Origin of the sequence: Streptomyces zagrosensis (assembly GCF_014203645.1) — a bacterium.
GTDB lineage: Bacteria > Actinomycetota > Actinomycetes > Streptomycetales > Streptomycetaceae > Streptomyces > Streptomyces zagrosensis.
In genome coordinates this window covers 263,649-278,516 of sequence record NZ_JACHJL010000012.1, presented here as the reverse complement: position 1 = coordinate 278,516, position 14,868 = coordinate 263,649, and the positions used below count along the sequence as shown (strand labels likewise).

Sequence of the window (14,868 nt, the reverse complement as noted above, 5' to 3'; positions counted from 1 at the left end):
ATGGCTCCCACATCCCTCGACACGCCCGCCACGCCCGCGCCCCCGCCCGCCGATTTGGCGTCCTGGCAGGAAGCGCTGCGGGCCCAGTTCCCCATCGTCATGGCGAACCCGGACGTGCGCTACCTGGACAGCTCCGCCACCGCGCAAAAGCCTCAGGTAGTCCTGGACGCCGTCCAGGACTACCTGAGGACCTGCAACGCCAACGCCGGACGCGGTACCTACCCGTGGGGCAACCGGACGACCGCCCTGATCGAGGAGGCCCGCACCCGGGTCAAGACCTTCCTTCGCGACCCCGAACCCGACCGCTCGCACGTGCACTTCACCAGCGGGACGACCGAGGGCCTGCGCACCGTCGCCCGGGACTGGCTCGTTGACTGGCTGACCGACGGCGACGAGATCATCGTGCCCTTCGCCGACCACCAGGCCAACGCCCTGCCCTGGCTGGAGGCCGTGGAGCTGCTGGGGCGGCAGGGCACGCGCGTCATCGTCAAGGAGATGCCGTACGAGGCCGACTCGCACGACTACGACCAGCAGGCCCTGGCCGACCTGGTCAGCGAGCGCACCAAGTTCGTCGCCGCCACCCACGTCCACCACGTCTACGGCGCGGACATGAACGTGCACCGCATCCGGACCACGGTCGGGCCTGACGCGGTCATCTGCCTGGACGCGGCGCAAAGCGTCGGGCACAAGCCCGCGGACATGAGCCGCCTCGACGTGGACTTCGCCGTCTTCTCCGGGCACAAGTCCCTGGCGCTGCCCGGCATCGGGGCGATATGGGCTCGCGGCGCTCGCGGGCCCGCCTTCCGGGCCGGGGGCTGGAGCGGCAGCCCCAACACCTCCGGCATCGTCAGCCTGCACGCCGCGCTCGACTGGCTGGAGGCGGCGGACCTGGAGCGGATCGAGCGCTGGACCGTGGGCCTGGGCGTACAGCTGACCGATGGCCTGGACCGCCTCTCCTCGTACGAGGTGCTCGGCTGCCCGCTCAGCCTGTCCGCCGACTCCACCGTGCAGCGCAGGCAGGGCATCGTCACCTTCCGCCACAGCGCCATCAGCTCCAACGACCTGGGATTCATCCTCGCCAGCCACGGTCTGTTGGTGCGCGCCGATGGCCACTGCCAGGCCCGGGCGGGCGAGCGCGACTCCTCGGTGCGCGCCAGCGTGCACGTCTACAACACGCCCCAGGACATCGACCACCTGCTCGACGTCCTGGCCAGCCTCGACCGCGAAAGCTGAGGAAGCACATGCCGTACGACAAGGGGACGGTCGTCATGGTCGACGTCTACGCCCCCACGCTGCGTCTGGCCCGCGCCTTCCTCGCCGAGGGGCACCCCGTGGTGCGGGTCCAAAGCACACCCGGGGTGCCGCCCGTCTACCAGGGCAGCTTCACCACCGACGAGTTCGCCGACAACATCGTGCACGTCGGTGACCAGGAGGCGACCTGCAAGGCCGTCGCTGCACACGAGCCGGTCGCCGTGATCACCGGCGGGGAGCTGGGCGTCGAACTCGCCGACCAGCTCAGCCAGGCGCTGGGTCTGGCCACCAACGGAACCCGGCTCAGCGGCGCCCGCCGCCACAAGCACACACAGATCGAGACCATCAAGGCGGCGGGACTGCCCGGCACGCGGCAACACCTCGCCTCCTCCGCCGACGACGCCGCCGCTTGGCACCGCGAGTTGGGGGGCCGCGTCGTGGTCAAGCCGGTGCGCAGCGCCGGCAATGACGGCGTCATCTTTTGCGCGACTCCCGAGGACACGGCCGCCGCCTACGAGCGAAACGCCGAGGCGACGAACATCTTCTCCTTCCGCAACGAGGGAGTCGTCGTCCAAGAGCACCTGGTGGGCACCGAGTACGCCGTCAACACCGTCAGCCGTGACGGCCGGCACCGGGCCACCGACATCTGGCGCTACATGAAGATCTCCGCGAACGGGGTCACCGACCGCATCAGCGCCGCCGTGTCCGTCCACCCCGACAGCCCGGAGCACGCGCGCTTGACCGCGTACGGCTTCGGCGTGCTGAACGCCTTGGAGGTGCGCCACGGCCCGGCCCATCTGGAGATCATGCTCACCTGCGACGGGCCGCGGCTGGTCGAGGCCGGAATCCGGCTGTGCGGGGCGGACGCGGCCTACTTCGCCCAACTCTCCGCCGGCGAGTCGCAGATCGAGCGGACGGTGGACTGCTATCTGCACCCGGAGCGCTTCCTGGCGACCCTCGATGACGTCCAGCGGGTCGAGCGGCACGTGGCGATGGCGTACCTCACCTCGCCGGTGACCGGCGTCCTCGACGGTTATCCGCTGCTGCCCGAGGTGCAGGCGCTGGAGAGCTTCCACAACCTGCACATCACCGTGAGCGAGGGCGGCAAGCTGCCGCTGACGATCGACGACACCTCCGAGCCCATGATGGTCGGCCTGGCCCACGCGTCGGAGCACGTTCTGGCGCGCGACCTGAACACCGTGCACTACCTCGACGGTGCGGGCTTCTACCGGCTCCGCTCCGGGGACGCGGCATGACCACCGCGCGGCCCCACATCGTCGTCCTGCACCGGTGGCGGGCGCGGTACGCGCACTACGAGCGGTACATCGACCACCGGGAGCACGCCGTCACCTACGTCACCACAGACGTCGGCACCAAGGGCGTGCCGACCGAGGCCGCCGAGGTCGTCGTCGTGCCCACCACCGAGGACCTGGCCCTGGTGCGCAAGGAGGTGGACGGCCTCGCCAGCCGGCACGGCCACCCGCGGTCCGTCGTCGCGCTCAAGGAGGACGACCTGCTCGTCGCCGCCGAGTTGGCCCAGGAGTGGGGCTGCCCCGGAAGGTGCCCAGGGGAACTGGCCGCCTTTCGCGACAAGTACCTGATGGCGAACGCCGTGCGCCGGGCCGGGCTTGCCGTCCCAGCCACCAGGGAGGCCGCGGGCCCCACCGAGGTGCGGGCGTTCGCCGAGGGCCACGGCTGGCCCGTCGTCCTCAAGCCGCGGGTGGGCAGCAGCAGTGAGGGGGTGGTCCGCCTCGACTCCGAGGCGGGCCTCCCCGCCCTGCGGTTCACCGCTGACCGCCCCCTGATCGTCCAGGCCCACAACCCCTGGCCCGTCTATCACGTGGACGGGATCTTCGACGGGCAGGAGGTGCTGTGCCTGCGGGCGTCCCGCTACCTCAACACCTGTTTGGACTTCCGCGGCGGAAGCACCCTCGGCTCGGTCGAGGAGGACCGGCCCGCGCTCAACCAGGCCATCGGCCGCTTCACGGCCGATGTGCTGCGGGCGCTGACCTCGCTGCCCATGCCCTTCCACCTCGAAGTATTCGTCCGCACGGCGGGGGCAGATGCCCCCGCCTGCACGTTCCTCGAAGTGGGCGCCCGGGTGGGCGGGGCGGAGATCCCCCTGCTGTGGCGGGACGTGCACGGCTACGACCTCATGGAAGCCGCGTTCCGCATCGCCATCGGCCTGCCGCCCCAGCCCTGCCCGCCCACGGTGGAGACGGGCCCGGAGATCGGCGGTTGGCTCTTGGCGCCCGCCCCAGCTGACCGTCCCTGCGCCATTACGGACATCACGCCGATGACCGGCAGGGAGCCGGGCCCCTACGCCGAGGACCTGCTGAGCGTCGGCGACGTGCTGCCCGACGCCGCCGCGTACTACGAGCACGTCGGCGGCAGGTTCCGCTTCCGCGGGCGGTCCAGCGCGGACGTGGAGAGCGCGATCAGCAGTACGGCCCGCGATTTCCGGGTCACCGGGGAGACCTGTGGAGGGATGCGATGAGCGGTCTGACGCAGTACCGGCGCCTATGGCAAGTGCCCGGCGCCCCGCTGCTGCTCGTCGGCGGTGTCGTCGCCCGGCTGGGCCAGGGCGTCACGATCCTGGCCTGGCTGCTGCTGGTGAAGGAGACGACCGGCGGCTTCAGTGAGGCCGGCTTGGTGGCCGCGTCCATCTCGCTGGCCACCGCAGCAACCGCCCCGGTGGCCGGCAGGCTCGCCGACCGCTACGGGCCCGGCCGGGTCCTGCCGTTGTACGCCGGGGCCTACGCGGCCCTGCAACTGATGCTGCTCGGCGCGGTCCTGGCCGAACTTCCGGTGGCCGTCCTGTGCACCGTGGCGGCGCTGTCCGGAGCCGCGTTCCCCGCCATCAGCCCGGCGTTGCGCGCCGCCTGGACGACCCTCACCAACACCGGCAGCGGGCGGTCCGACATCCGGCAGACCGCGATGGCGGCCGAGTCGACCCTGTTCGAGCTGGTCTTCGTCGTCGGGCCGCTGATCTTCTCCGGGTTCGTCCTGCTGGGCACCCCGCTGGGCGAGGCCGCCGACTCTCGGTCCGGCGTCGCAGGCCCCGCGGCGGCGCTACTCTTCGCGTCGCTGTGCACCGGCCTCGGCACCTTCGTGGTCGCCCGCGGCCAGGCCATGCGCGCACTGGACTCCGCGAGCGGCGCGGCCCCCGCCCGGGGCGTCGGGCCGCTGAAGGAACCGGCCCTGCGTATGCTCCTGCTGTGCGCCGCCGGCATCGCCTTCTCCTTCGGCGGCTCCCCCGTCGCGATCGCCGCCTACGCCAAGTCGCACGACGGGTCGTCCGCCGAGAGCGTGACCGGTCTGCTCATCGCGGTGTGGAGCATCGGCAGCGCGGCGGCCGGGCTCTGGTACGGCAGCCGCACCTTCAAAGGACCACTCAGCCGCCGCTTCCTCATCCTGCTCGGCTTCCTCGCCGCCGGGTACGCGGCGTGGGCACTGATGCCGAACTCGTACGCGCTGGGCGCCCTGCTCTTCGTCTCCGGGGCCGTGATCGCGCCCGCGCTGACCGTGGAGGCGGAACTGGTGTCCAAGACGGTCCCCGAACACATGTTGAACGAGGCATACACCTGGCTCACCACCATCAACCTCTCGATGGCGGCTTTGGGCTCCGCGCTCACCGGGGCCCTCGTGGACCGCCACGACGGCCACATCATGGGGTTCCTCGCCTGTGCCGCCGCCACCGCCGTCGCCGCCGTCGTGGCGGGCATCGCAACCCTGGAACCCGCCGCCAAAACCCTCCCACCCACCGGCCCCCTCCCCTCACCACACAGCGCGAAGCACAACTGAACGCACCACGGCACGACTGAACGCACCACAGCAAGGAAGCACCATGGAACAGCAGTTGACCGCGGACGCGGCGGGGGCGTGGGTACGCCGCTGGGAGAGTCAGCAGCGGCTCTACGCCACCGCCCGCGCGGAGCGGTTCGACGTCATCGCCGACGTGGTCGCCCACGCCGCGCGGGCCGACGCCGAGCCGCTGATCGCCGATCTGGGGTGCGGCCCCGGCTCGCTGGCCGCCCATGTGGCCGCGCGCCTGCCGCACGCACGCGTCCACGGTGTAGACCACGACCCGCTGCTCCTCGCGCTGGGCCGCCTCCACCACGGCGAACGCGTCCACTTCATCGACGCGCAGATCGGCGCCGACGACTGGACCGCGCCGCTGCCCGGGCGGCTGCACGCCGTGGTGTCCACCACGGCCCTGCACTACCTGCCGCAAGCGGTGCTCGAAGGGCTCTACGAACAGGTCCACGACGTCCTGCACCCCGGCGGGGTGCTCGTCAACGCCGACCACCTCTTCCAGCAGGACACGCCGATCAGGCGCCTCTCGGAAGCCGTCGCGGGAGGCCGCGAGGCGCGCAGGGGGGACCGTCCGCACGAGGACTGGGCAAGCTGGTGGTCGGCCGCCGCGGCCGACCCGCGCCTCGCGGCGCTCTTCGCCGAACGACGGAGACGCTCGCTGGACGGCGGCAGCGACAACGGCCTCACCGCTCAGCGGCACATGGAGCTGATGCGTAAGGCCGGCTTCACGGCCGTGGGCAGCGTTTGGCAGTACGGCCACAGTTGCGTACTGGCGGCGGTACGCGGCTAACACGCAAGCCGTTCCCGCCTACCCGCAAGACGGTCCGACGCGACGGGTCTTGGTCCTCAACGGCTGGCCGTTGAGGACCAAGGCCGTGGACCCGCATGCGTTGCGCGTGCCACCTCCACGACAACGGCCCTGCCCGCGTAAAAACGGCGTCCGTGGCCACCGCTGTGCCCCCATCCGTATCACTGCCCACCCTCACGCGATCAGTGTGATCAGCGCGTTCATGGGGCGCGGGGCACTGCTTCTGCCCTTCTCATCGGCTTCGGCAGCACCCTGTTGTGTGCACTCGGTGGCGGGGCGCGACATGGCCCGAGCAGTTCTTGCACACCTGGTGGCATCGCCGACGCGGGTGCCAGCTCCTTCACAAGAAACAAAGCGAAGTGGCTTCCTCACTGCTGCGGTCGCCGCCGAGACCGTACAGACAAAGACCGAGCCCGGCGAGCCACTCAGGGAGCCGACATTCCCAGCGGGCGGATCAGTCCGCTTTCATAGGCCAGAATGGTCGCCTGAACGCGATCTCGAAGACTCAACTTGTTGAGCACTGCGCTCACATGGGCTTTCACCGTGCCCATGGCCAGCCCCAGGCGCTCCCCGATCTCCGTGTTGTTCAAGCCCGTGGCCACCAGAGTCATGATCTCGCGTTCGCGAGGGGTGAGGCTGTCCAGGGCTCCGCTGATCTCCGGAGCCACCGGGGCTCCGTGAGCGAAGGCCGCTATCAGACGTCCCGTGACCGCGGGGGCGAGGACGCCGTCCCCGGAGGCGGCCACCCTTATCGCTGTCAAAAGGGCCTCCGGCTCGGAATCCTTGAGCAGGAAACCGCAGGAACCGGCACGCAAAGCTTCGTAGACGTAGGCATCGAGGTCGAATGTGGTGAGGACAAGGACCTTGGTGTGACTGCTGTGACCCGTGATCAGCCGGGTAGCCGTCAGCCCGTCCATACCGGGCATCCGGATGTCCATCAGCACGAGGTCGGGCGTGAGCTCGGCTGCCATCGCCACTGCCGCGTCCCCGTCCGCGGCCTCGCCGACCACGGCCATATCGGCCTCAGCCGTCAGGATCGCCACGAAGCCCGCGCGAACGATCGCCTGATCATCCACGACCAGCACACGGATACTGATGGCACATCTCCTCTGCTCGCCCACGATGAGCCCATTGCCTGGCTTCGCAGTCTCCCATGGCCATCATGAGCAGGGCATGCCAGGCAGCACACGCACCCGCGGGCAGCTGCTGGCACACGATCCACCCGCACGGACGAGTCTCGCGTCAGCCGCACCTACGTGCGAGGTGCGGTCTGTGCTCAGCCGCACCTACGCGCGAGGTGCGGTCTGTGCGGGGGCCTTCCGCGGGGCAGTCGGCGCCTTACCTGCGTCCAGGCTCCCGAGCAGCTGACGCATGGCGGCGAGCGTCGCTCTCGTGGCAGCGGCGACGTCGCTCAGACTGCCCGCCTCCGCCGAGGAGATCACCAAAGTGGTCTGCTGGAGCACCTTCTCCTGTAGGCCGCCGGCGACTCGCTGCCGCTCGCTGTGGACCATGTCCCTCGTGCTCGACAGCAAGCCCGTGAGCGCCGCATCCTCGCGCTCCAGCACCCGCTTGCGACGCATGTGCATCAGCCACCCCGCCCACCACGCCGCCGTGAACACCAGGCCCAGTCCCAACAGCACCTCGGCGAGGAGAAACAACAGCAGAAAAGGATGGGTCGGTTCCCCGAGCAACAGCCCGTCGGCGGCGAAGGCAACCGTCATCGGGACGCCGAAGGACAGGGCCGCAGCGGGAACCGACAGATACGACAGCCGGTAGCCGGGCGGATACGTCAGCTGTGGGGCCAAGGGCGGACCATACCGTTGAGCAGGCGTGGCCGCCCGTTTCAGAACGCGTCCGTAAGCCGCGACCCCGTAGACAGCTGCCAGCTCGGCCAACCCGCCACCCAGGAGACCGTTCGCGATGGACGGCGGCAGCACACCGCTTTGCAGCAGCCCCGGCCATACAAGGACGGTGGCCCCGACCACGGCGAGGGCCAGCCAAGGGGCTCGTCGGCGCCACAGCAACGGCAGCGCGTGAACGGTCAGCAACAGCGTGAGCAACAGCCAGACCGAGACCCCGTGTCCGGCATCCGCCACCTTCTGTAGGGCATAGCCGGACGACGCCACGGCGACGGAGCCGAAGACTGCCCCATCCGCGATCCGCTGCTCCCGTGTGAAGTTGCGCCGTCGTCCCGTGGCCGGCTGCCGCGCGGACCGGGCATCGGGCAGTACGGCAGCCACGCGCCAACCCCCGTCAGGGCGGGGCCCAGCGGACAGGTGCCCGCCGATGGCTGCGGCTCGCCGGCACATCCCGTCCAGACCGCGGCCGGAGCCGATGCCCAGCTTGTCGCCGCCGACGCCGCCGGGCGGCCTGCTGTTGTCGATGGTCAGGTGCAGCGCCTCCCCGGCTCGCTCCGCCCGAATGGCGACCGAGGCACCCGGCGCGTAGCGCAGGGCATTGGTCAGGGCCTCCCGGACGATGCCGTGGGCCGCCTCCGCCGCCGGACCGACGAGGTCGGCGGGGAGGCGAACGGATACGGGACGGCCCAGTCTGCCGAAGCCCGCGATCAGGGCTTCGATCGAAGCAGTCATCGACTGGGGAGCCGGTACCTCGTCCACTCCCATGACTGTCACAAGTCGTCGCAGCGCCACCTGGGTCTCCCGCGCGGTGCGGCTTGCGAACGTGAGAGCCTCCGTGGCCAGTTCGGGTCTGCTGGCACCGAGCCTGCGGGCGGCTTCGACGGACACCACGACAGAGGTGAGGTGGTGCGCACTGATGTCGTGCAACTCGTTCGCCAGTCGGTTGCGCTCGGTGTCGACGGCCTGCCCCAGCTCCAGCTCAGCACTGGTCAGCCGCTGTTTCGTCACCTGCCGCTCTCGCAGCCAGTGCCGACGACCCGCACCGAGAGCGCAGGCCGGCAGGTACAGGCAGACAGTGACGAGCCAGTCGAAGACGAGAGCACTGCCGAATCCGTACTGAGCCGCACCCAGCAGGAGTTGCACGACGGCGGCAGCGGCGGTCGCGCCCAGGCCGATGATCCAGTCACTTCGAACGGTGACGGAGAAAAGCGCCATCAGGACCGCCACACTCGCCACCAGGTTCAGGGTGTCGGGCGGTGCTAGAACCTGCACCAGCACGGATGACGCGACAATCTCGCCAAGAGCGGGGAGCGGTGTCCGGTTTCGCCGTTCGAGCGCATGCGCGGTGACGGCCGTGGCGATGAAAGCGGTGATCCACATCGTGGGGCTCGGGGGCTCACTCAGCGTCGGGACGGCGATAAACCACAAGAGCAGCTGTGTCAGCGCGAAGACGCCTGGCAGGAGCAGGCCCCGAGTCTTTCTCATTATTGGTACGAGTGTAGAGCCGTGCGCAGGGTGCAAGGCTCCGCGCCGGTGGGCCTCGTGCGGTCCGGCCCGGCCCGGTTTGTGGAGCCTTCTGCGGGGGCGCGGGGGGACCTGGGCCGATTCCACTGTGTGACCGGTCCCGGCGAGCTGCCGGGAAGCGCGGTGACGGCCGCCCCGTGACCTTTGCCCCGCGCCCGCGCCCACGGCCTGTGAGCAGTTCACGCCTGGCCGGTCCGAATGTCGCGCCGGCTTTCTAGGTCTGTCGGCCTAGACCGCGTTCCTCCTGGTGGTAGACGCCGCAGCGGTCTGGGGGCGAGACGATCAACACATGGATCGAACCGACGTCATCATCGTCCTGATCGCCGTTCTGGCCATGGTCGTCGCGGCCAAGCCGCTGAAGAGCGAGCCGTTCTGGCTCACCGTCGTCCTGGCCGCAGTCTCCTACCCCTTGGGCAAAATATTGCTCTCGGCATTGGAATCTGCCGCGGGTACCAGCAGCACATGGGCCTCGTATGTCTTCACGATCAGCGTGGGCCTCGTGTTCGCCACACTCGGCTTGCGGGCCGTCCAGGGCTTCACGTCCTTCCGGGGCACACGCGCCGACCGCCGGCATCACGACCAGGAAATCGACGCATGAGCATTCGCGCTTTTCACCAGCAACGACCTCGGACAGGGAGAAGCATGCCCAACCACCGCTCGTCCCGGGTCGTCGTCCTGACGTCACTCGCCGTACTGGCAGCCGCCACCGGCACGGCCTGCGATCCTGGCGCCGGCCCCACCAGGTCCGCCGCGACACCCTCGGTCCCCACCGCCCTCAGCGACCAGAAACTGAACTGGACCGCGTGTTCCGCCCCGTCCAAGGCTCAGGGAGGCGGTGACAAGCCCGAGAATCTCTCGGACGGGACGACATGGCAGTGCAGCACCATGAAGGCACCCCTGGACTACGCGAACCCCGACGGCAAGACCATCAACCTCGCCCTCATCCGGGTGAAGGCTTCGCGGGATGTTGGCCAGGGACGGCTCGGTTCTCTCGTCTTCAACTTCGGTGGCCCCGGTGATTCCGGGGTGTCAACGCTTCCCTCCTTCGCCAACGACGACTACAAGGCACTGCACAAGCGCTACGACCTGGTCAGCTTCGACCCGCGCGGGGTCGGGGAAAGTGCCGGTGTGAAGTGTCTGGACACGAAGGCGATGGACGCCTGGCTGGCCGCGGACGCGACACCGGACGACACCGCGGAGGAAGAGGGCATCGCCCGCGGCGCACGCGCGTTTGTCCGGGCCTGTGACAGCAACTCGGGCGCCGTGCTGGACCACGTCGGCACACAGGACGCCGCCCGAGATCTCGACCTGATGCGTCACGTCCTGGGGGACGAGAAACTGAACTACTTCGGTATCTCCTATGGAACACAACTCGGCGGCGTCTACGCCCACCTTTTCCCGGAGCATGTCGGACGAACCGTCTTCGACGGCGTGGTCGATCCCACCCACAACGTGCTGGCGAGCGGGCTCGGACAGGCGAAGGGATTCCAGGGTGCATTGCGGAACTTCACCAAGGACTGCGTGAAGCAAAAGGCGTGCTCCTTCGCGGGCAAGGACCCGGCCACGGGCGAGAGGGAAATCACCGCGCTCATCGAGAGCCTGGACGCGAAACCCTTGCCTACGGATTCTGGGCGCCCCCTCACGCAAAGCCTCGCACTCAACGGCATCGCAGCCGCCCTCTACGACAAGGAGATGGGCTGGATGGTACTGAGGGACGGGTTGTCCATGGCCGCTGAGGGGGACGGCAGCGTACTGCTGTACCTGTCCGAAGGCCTCAACGGTCGCTCCGACGACGGATACTCCAATATCAATTCCGCCTTCGCAGCGGTGAATTGCGCCGATTACTCGGGTCGCTTCACAACCGACGACGTGCGGCAGCACCTGCCCGAATTCCGCAAAGCATCTGCTGTATTCGGCGACTGGATGGCCTGGCAACTGCTCCAGTGCACCGGCTGGCCCGTGGCCGGCCACGCACCCACCGTCGATGTCACCGCCCACGGCGCGGACCCCATCCTCGTCATCGGCAACACCGGCGACCCCGCCACTCCTTACGAGGGAGCCAAGAAGATGGCGAACGAGCTGGGCAAGGGCGTCGGTGTCCACCTCACCGTGGACGATGAAGGACACGGCACCTACGGCGTCAACGACTGCCTGACCGAAATCGTCGACGAGTACCTGCTCGACGGGACGGTCCCGAAGAACGACACCACCTGCTCGTGACGGACATCAAGCCGCCTCCGATCCCCGTGCTTGCGCACACCGAGGTCCGGCTGCTCCGGGGCGACCGAGTTCTTCGCAGGGTGCGCTGCCAAGTCTGGGGACGGTGAGGTAGCTGAATGACTGCGCCTGTCGAATGTCGTCGGCCAAAAGCTACCGCCCCCGCTGGAACACCGGCGAGACCTTGCCTACGTCGGAAGTGCGGCCTGTTCGGCAGGCGTTCAGCCTGCCGAACAGGCCGTGACGGCGGTGGCTCAACCCTTGACTTTGCGCAGGTAGGTGGCGAACTTCTCCAGGCCGTCGATGTTGCGGGGACCGCTGATGCCCTCGTTGTAGTCGAGGATGAAGAAGTTGTTCTTCTTCACGGCCGGGAGTTCCCTGGTGTGAGGGTACTTCTTCAGGAAGTCGATCTTCTTTTTGGCGGGCAGGTCGCCGTAGTCGAAGATGACGATGACTTCGGGCTCGGCCTCGGCGACGGATTCCCAGTTGACCTGGGTCCAGCGCTCATCGAGACCGTCGAACACGTTCCGGCCGCCTGCCGTCTTGATGATGTCGTTGGGAGGTACCTGGTTACCCGCGGTGAACGGCTGGTCGGTGCCGGAGTCGTAGAGGAAGACGGGCACCGGATCGCCCACCGGCGCCTTGGCTTTGACCTCCTTCACGCGCTCCTTCAACCCGTCAACGACTTCCGTGGCCTTTTCGTCTACCCGGAAGATCTTGCCGAGCCGTTCAAGGTCGGTGTAGAGCGCCTGGAAGGGGCTCATCTTCTCCGGATGACCGGGGTAGTTGAAGCAGCTCTCGGTGTGCATGAAGCTCTGAATGCCGAGCTTGTCCAGGATTTCGGGCGTGATGCCCCGCTCGTCCTTGAAGCCGGAGTTCCAGCCGGCCACGACGAAGTCGGACTTGGCCTCAACCACGACCTCCTTGTTGAGGAGGTCGTCGCTGAGCATCTTCACCTTCGCGTACTCGGACGCCCACGGGGACTTGCTCACCGGCGGGTTCGCGGGAGGCATCACATAACCGTGCACGTGCTCAGTGAGACCGAGAGCGAAGAGCTTGTCCGCGCTGCCGCCTTCGTAGGCGACGGCCCGCTCCGGCACCGTGTACTCCACCGGTTCACCGCAGCGCTTGACGGTGACCTTGCCGGACTTCTTGGCGTCCGATTCGACCTCGGCGCCACATCCGCTGAGCACCAGGGCCGCCGCCAGGGCGGCGCCGAGAGCGGCAGGCCGGCGGGCCGTGGTGGGGATTCGGGTTGTACGCATGCGTGAGCAGCCTTTCAGCGGGTGGAGTTGAGCGCATACAGGAGCTGGGGACCGCCGGTCAGCGGGTGTGGGACGACGCTGGCCCTGACGCCGAAGGTGTCAAGGATGAGCTGTGTCGTGAGCACTTCCGCGGGCGTGCCTGACGCGACCAGCCGGCCCTGGGAGAGCACGCCGAGCCGGTCGCAGGCTGCCGCCGCGAGGTTGAGGTCATGCAGGACGACGAGGACGGTGAGCCCCGACCCGCGCAGGAGCGAGAGCAGGTCGATCTGGTGACGGACGTCCAGGTGGTTGGTGGGCTCGTCCAGGACGAGGATCTTCGCTTCTTGCACGAGCGCACGGGCCAGCAGGACGCGTTGGCGCTCGCCGCCCGACAGCGTCAAAACGCCCCGGTGGGCGAGGTGTCCGATGTCGAGCTGCTCCATCGCCCGTTCGCACAGGCCGCGTTCTCGGCCACTGAGTGCCTGGTTGCCGCGCAGATGGGGTGCGCGTCCGAGCGCGACGACTTCCTCGACCGTGAAGTCGAATTCGACGCCACCGTCCTGAGTCATGGCCGCGACGGTCTGGGCGCTGTGGCGCATGGGGAGTCGGGTCACGTCCTGCTCGCCCACCCAGACGGTTCCGGAGCTGGGACGCAGCGCCCGGTACACGCATCGCAGCGCGGTGGACTTGCCGCTTCCATTGGGCCCCACGAGCCCCACGACCTGACCGTCCGGCACGTCCAGGGACAGCCCGCGCACGAGACTCTTGCCGTCCGTCACCACGGAGAGTTCATCGAGTTTCAGGTCCATTTCAGCGCCCTCCGAACGTGTAGCCCCTGCGGCGCAGTAGGGCGATGAAGATGGGCACCCCCACGAGCGCGGTGATGATCCCCAGCGGCAGCTCGCGCGGGGCGACCAGCGTTCGTGCTGCCAGATCGACCCACACCATGAAGATCGCTCCGACCAGTGGGGCCACGGCGAGGACGCGGGCGTGCGTAGCACCGACGACCATCCGCACCACGTGCGGCATGACGAGTCCGACAAAGGCGATGGCACCGCTGACGGCGACCATGACGCCCGTGACGAGCGAGACAAGGACCAGCAGCACCTTGCGGTGCCGGTCGGGATCGAAGCCGAGGCTCGCGGCGGTCTCGTCACCGAGAGAGAGGACGTCCAGCACTCGCCCGTACCGGTAGAGGACCGCGAGTCCGGCGATCACCACGACGGACACGACGGGCAGCGCGCCCCAGGTCGCGGCGCCGAAACTGCCCATGGTCCAGTACAGGACCATGCTCGTCGCCTCGCTGTCCGGCGCGAAGTAGATGATCAGGCTCATGACGGCCTGGAAGCCCAGCGACATGGCCACGCCCGTCAACACGAGGCGCAGCGGCGACAGCGCGCCCCGGCTGGAGGAGGCCGCGTATACCAGGAGCGAGGCGACGAGCGCACCGATGAAGGCACCGACGGAGACAGCGTAGATGCCGAGTGCCGCGAGCCCTCCGGTGACGGTGACCCAGACGGCACCTACGGAGGCACCCGAGGAGACGCCGAGGACGAAGGGGTCGGCCAGCGCGTTGCGCACCATGGCCTGAATCGCCACTCCGATCGCGCTCAGCCCAGCCCCCACGAGTGCTGCCAGCAGCACTCGCGGCGTACGGATCTGCCAAATGATCTGGTACGTCGTCGCCTCGTCCGCACCGACACGGCCGCCGGTAAGAGCCGCCCACAAATGGCGGGCGGTCTCCCCCGGGGTGACGACCGTGGGACCGAGCCCGATGGCGACGACAACGGACACGAGCAGAACGGCGGCCATCACCAAGCAGGTGAGCAGCAGCGCCTTCCGAGACGCGAGCCGGCCCCGCACAGCCGCTGCGGGCCGAGGCGTTGACGCCTCCGCCGGTTCGGCCGCGCCCCCGGCAGCCGAGGACACGGAGGTCGAGGACGGAGGCACGTGAGCTACCTGCACTTTCTTTCGCTAATGACAATCATGTTCATGAGGGAACCTAGCATGCGCCCACCTCGGCAGACGGCCAGATCAACAGGCAGCCACCTCGCCAGGCGGCCGGATCGACAGGCGACGCGGGACCGAGGGGCTCAACGCGAGGCGGCGACCTGCGGGATGTTAATGGAAATGATTATCACTGCGGTAG

12 protein-coding genes are annotated in these 14,868 nt (G+C 68.7%); 7 read left to right on the top strand and 5 right to left on the bottom strand.

The features are described 5' to 3' along the window. The 5 genes from FHS42_RS22880 to FHS42_RS22860 are packed head-to-tail and all read left to right on the top strand — an operon-like array spanning position 1 to position 5,857. On the top strand, positions 1–1,233 hold the full coding sequence (locus tag FHS42_RS22880) for an aminotransferase class V-fold PLP-dependent enzyme (protein ID WP_184574831.1): 1,233 nt from the start codon (positions 1–3) through the stop codon (positions 1,231–1,233). Between the two features lie 8 nt (positions 1,234–1,241). Beyond that, positions 1,242–2,507: an ATP-grasp domain-containing protein gene (locus FHS42_RS22875; protein ID WP_221476757.1), complete on the top strand. Its 1,266-nt coding sequence runs from the start codon at positions 1,242–1,244 to the stop codon at positions 2,505–2,507. Beyond that, entirely contained in the window at positions 2,504–3,748 is a 1,245-nt protein-coding gene (locus FHS42_RS22870) for an ATP-grasp domain-containing protein (protein WP_184574829.1), read from the top strand. The genes FHS42_RS22875 and FHS42_RS22870 overlap by 4 nt, the downstream gene beginning before the upstream one ends. Beyond that, the gene (locus tag FHS42_RS22865; RefSeq protein WP_184574827.1) at positions 3,745–5,055 is read left to right on the top strand and encodes an MFS transporter; all 1,311 of its coding nucleotides are present in this window, start codon (positions 3,745–3,747) and stop codon (positions 5,053–5,055) included. The genes FHS42_RS22870 and FHS42_RS22865 overlap by 4 nt, the downstream gene beginning before the upstream one ends. A gap of 43 nt (positions 5,056–5,098) precedes the next feature. Then, the gene (locus tag FHS42_RS22860; protein WP_184574825.1) at positions 5,099–5,857 is read left to right on the top strand and encodes a class I SAM-dependent methyltransferase; all 759 of its coding nucleotides are present in this window, start codon (positions 5,099–5,101) and stop codon (positions 5,855–5,857) included. A gap of 443 nt (positions 5,858–6,300) precedes the next feature. On the opposite strand, the gene FHS42_RS22855 is transcribed toward FHS42_RS22860, so the two are convergent. Both FHS42_RS22855 and FHS42_RS22850 read right to left on the bottom strand, forming a co-directional pair. Next, positions 6,301–6,972: a response regulator gene (locus tag FHS42_RS22855; protein ID WP_184574902.1), complete on the bottom strand. Its 672-nt coding sequence runs from the start codon at positions 6,970–6,972 to the stop codon at positions 6,301–6,303. Positions 6,973–7,161: 189 nt separating this feature from the next. Beyond that, positions 7,162–9,219, bottom strand: a complete 2,058-nt coding sequence (locus FHS42_RS22850) for a sensor histidine kinase (RefSeq protein ID WP_184574823.1) — start codon at positions 9,217–9,219, stop codon at positions 7,162–7,164. 328 nt (positions 9,220–9,547) lie between these two features. Here FHS42_RS22850 and FHS42_RS22845 point away from each other — a divergent pair, with 328 nt between their 5' ends. Both FHS42_RS22845 and FHS42_RS22840 read left to right on the top strand, forming a co-directional pair. Continuing rightward, positions 9,548–9,856 (top strand): hypothetical protein, encoded by a 309-nt coding sequence (locus tag FHS42_RS22845; protein ID WP_184574821.1) that lies wholly within the window; start codon positions 9,548–9,550, stop codon positions 9,854–9,856. A 44-nt stretch (positions 9,857–9,900) separates the two neighbouring features. Beyond that, a complete protein-coding gene (locus tag FHS42_RS22840; RefSeq protein ID WP_184574819.1) occupies positions 9,901–11,478 on the top strand; it encodes an alpha/beta hydrolase in 1,578 nt (525 codons plus the stop codon). Between the two features lie 251 nt (positions 11,479–11,729). Here FHS42_RS22840 and FHS42_RS22835 read toward each other — a convergent pair whose 3' ends face one another. The 3 genes from FHS42_RS22835 to FHS42_RS22825 are packed head-to-tail and all read right to left on the bottom strand — an operon-like array spanning position 11,730 to position 14,531. Continuing rightward, positions 11,730–12,740 (bottom strand): ABC transporter substrate-binding protein, encoded by a 1,011-nt coding sequence (locus FHS42_RS22835; protein WP_184574817.1) that lies wholly within the window; start codon positions 12,738–12,740, stop codon positions 11,730–11,732. Between the two features lie 14 nt (positions 12,741–12,754). After that, the gene (locus tag FHS42_RS22830; RefSeq protein ID WP_184574815.1) at positions 12,755–13,528 is read right to left on the bottom strand and encodes an ABC transporter ATP-binding protein; all 774 of its coding nucleotides are present in this window, start codon (positions 13,526–13,528) and stop codon (positions 12,755–12,757) included. A gap of 1 nt (position 13,529) precedes the next feature. Beyond that, complete coding sequence (locus tag FHS42_RS22825) at positions 13,530–14,531, bottom strand: FecCD family ABC transporter permease (RefSeq protein ID WP_184574900.1); 1,002 nt, start codon at positions 14,529–14,531, stop codon at positions 13,530–13,532. Positions 14,532–14,868: the final 337 nt, after the last annotated feature.

Bases quoted from the DNA above. Each gene is read 5' to 3' on its own strand.
- FHS42_RS22835 (WP_184574817.1), bottom strand. From the start codon at position 12,740: ATGCGTACAACCCGAATCCCCACCACGGCCCGCCGGCCTGCCGCTCTC.
- FHS42_RS22840 (WP_184574819.1), top strand. From the start codon at position 9,901: ATGCCCAACCACCGCTCGTCCCGGGTCGTCGTCCTGACGTCACTCGCC.
- FHS42_RS22850 (WP_184574823.1), bottom strand. From the start codon at position 9,219: ATGAGAAAGACTCGGGGCCTGCTCCTGCCAGGCGTCTTCGCGCTGACA.
- FHS42_RS22880 (WP_184574831.1), top strand. From the start codon at position 1: ATGGCTCCCACATCCCTCGACACGCCCGCCACGCCCGCGCCCCCGCCC.
- FHS42_RS22845 (WP_184574821.1), top strand. From the start codon at position 9,548: ATGGATCGAACCGACGTCATCATCGTCCTGATCGCCGTTCTGGCCATG.
- FHS42_RS22865 (WP_184574827.1), top strand. From the start codon at position 3,745: ATGAGCGGTCTGACGCAGTACCGGCGCCTATGGCAAGTGCCCGGCGCC.
- FHS42_RS22875 (WP_221476757.1), top strand. From the start codon at position 1,242: ATGCCGTACGACAAGGGGACGGTCGTCATGGTCGACGTCTACGCCCCC.
- FHS42_RS22870 (WP_184574829.1), top strand. From the start codon at position 2,504: ATGACCACCGCGCGGCCCCACATCGTCGTCCTGCACCGGTGGCGGGCG.
- FHS42_RS22830 (WP_184574815.1), bottom strand. From the start codon at position 13,528: ATGGACCTGAAACTCGATGAACTCTCCGTGGTGACGGACGGCAAGAGT.
- FHS42_RS22860 (WP_184574825.1), top strand. From the start codon at position 5,099: ATGGAACAGCAGTTGACCGCGGACGCGGCGGGGGCGTGGGTACGCCGC.
- FHS42_RS22825 (WP_184574900.1), bottom strand. From the start codon at position 14,531: ATGGCCGCCGTTCTGCTCGTGTCCGTTGTCGTCGCCATCGGGCTCGGT.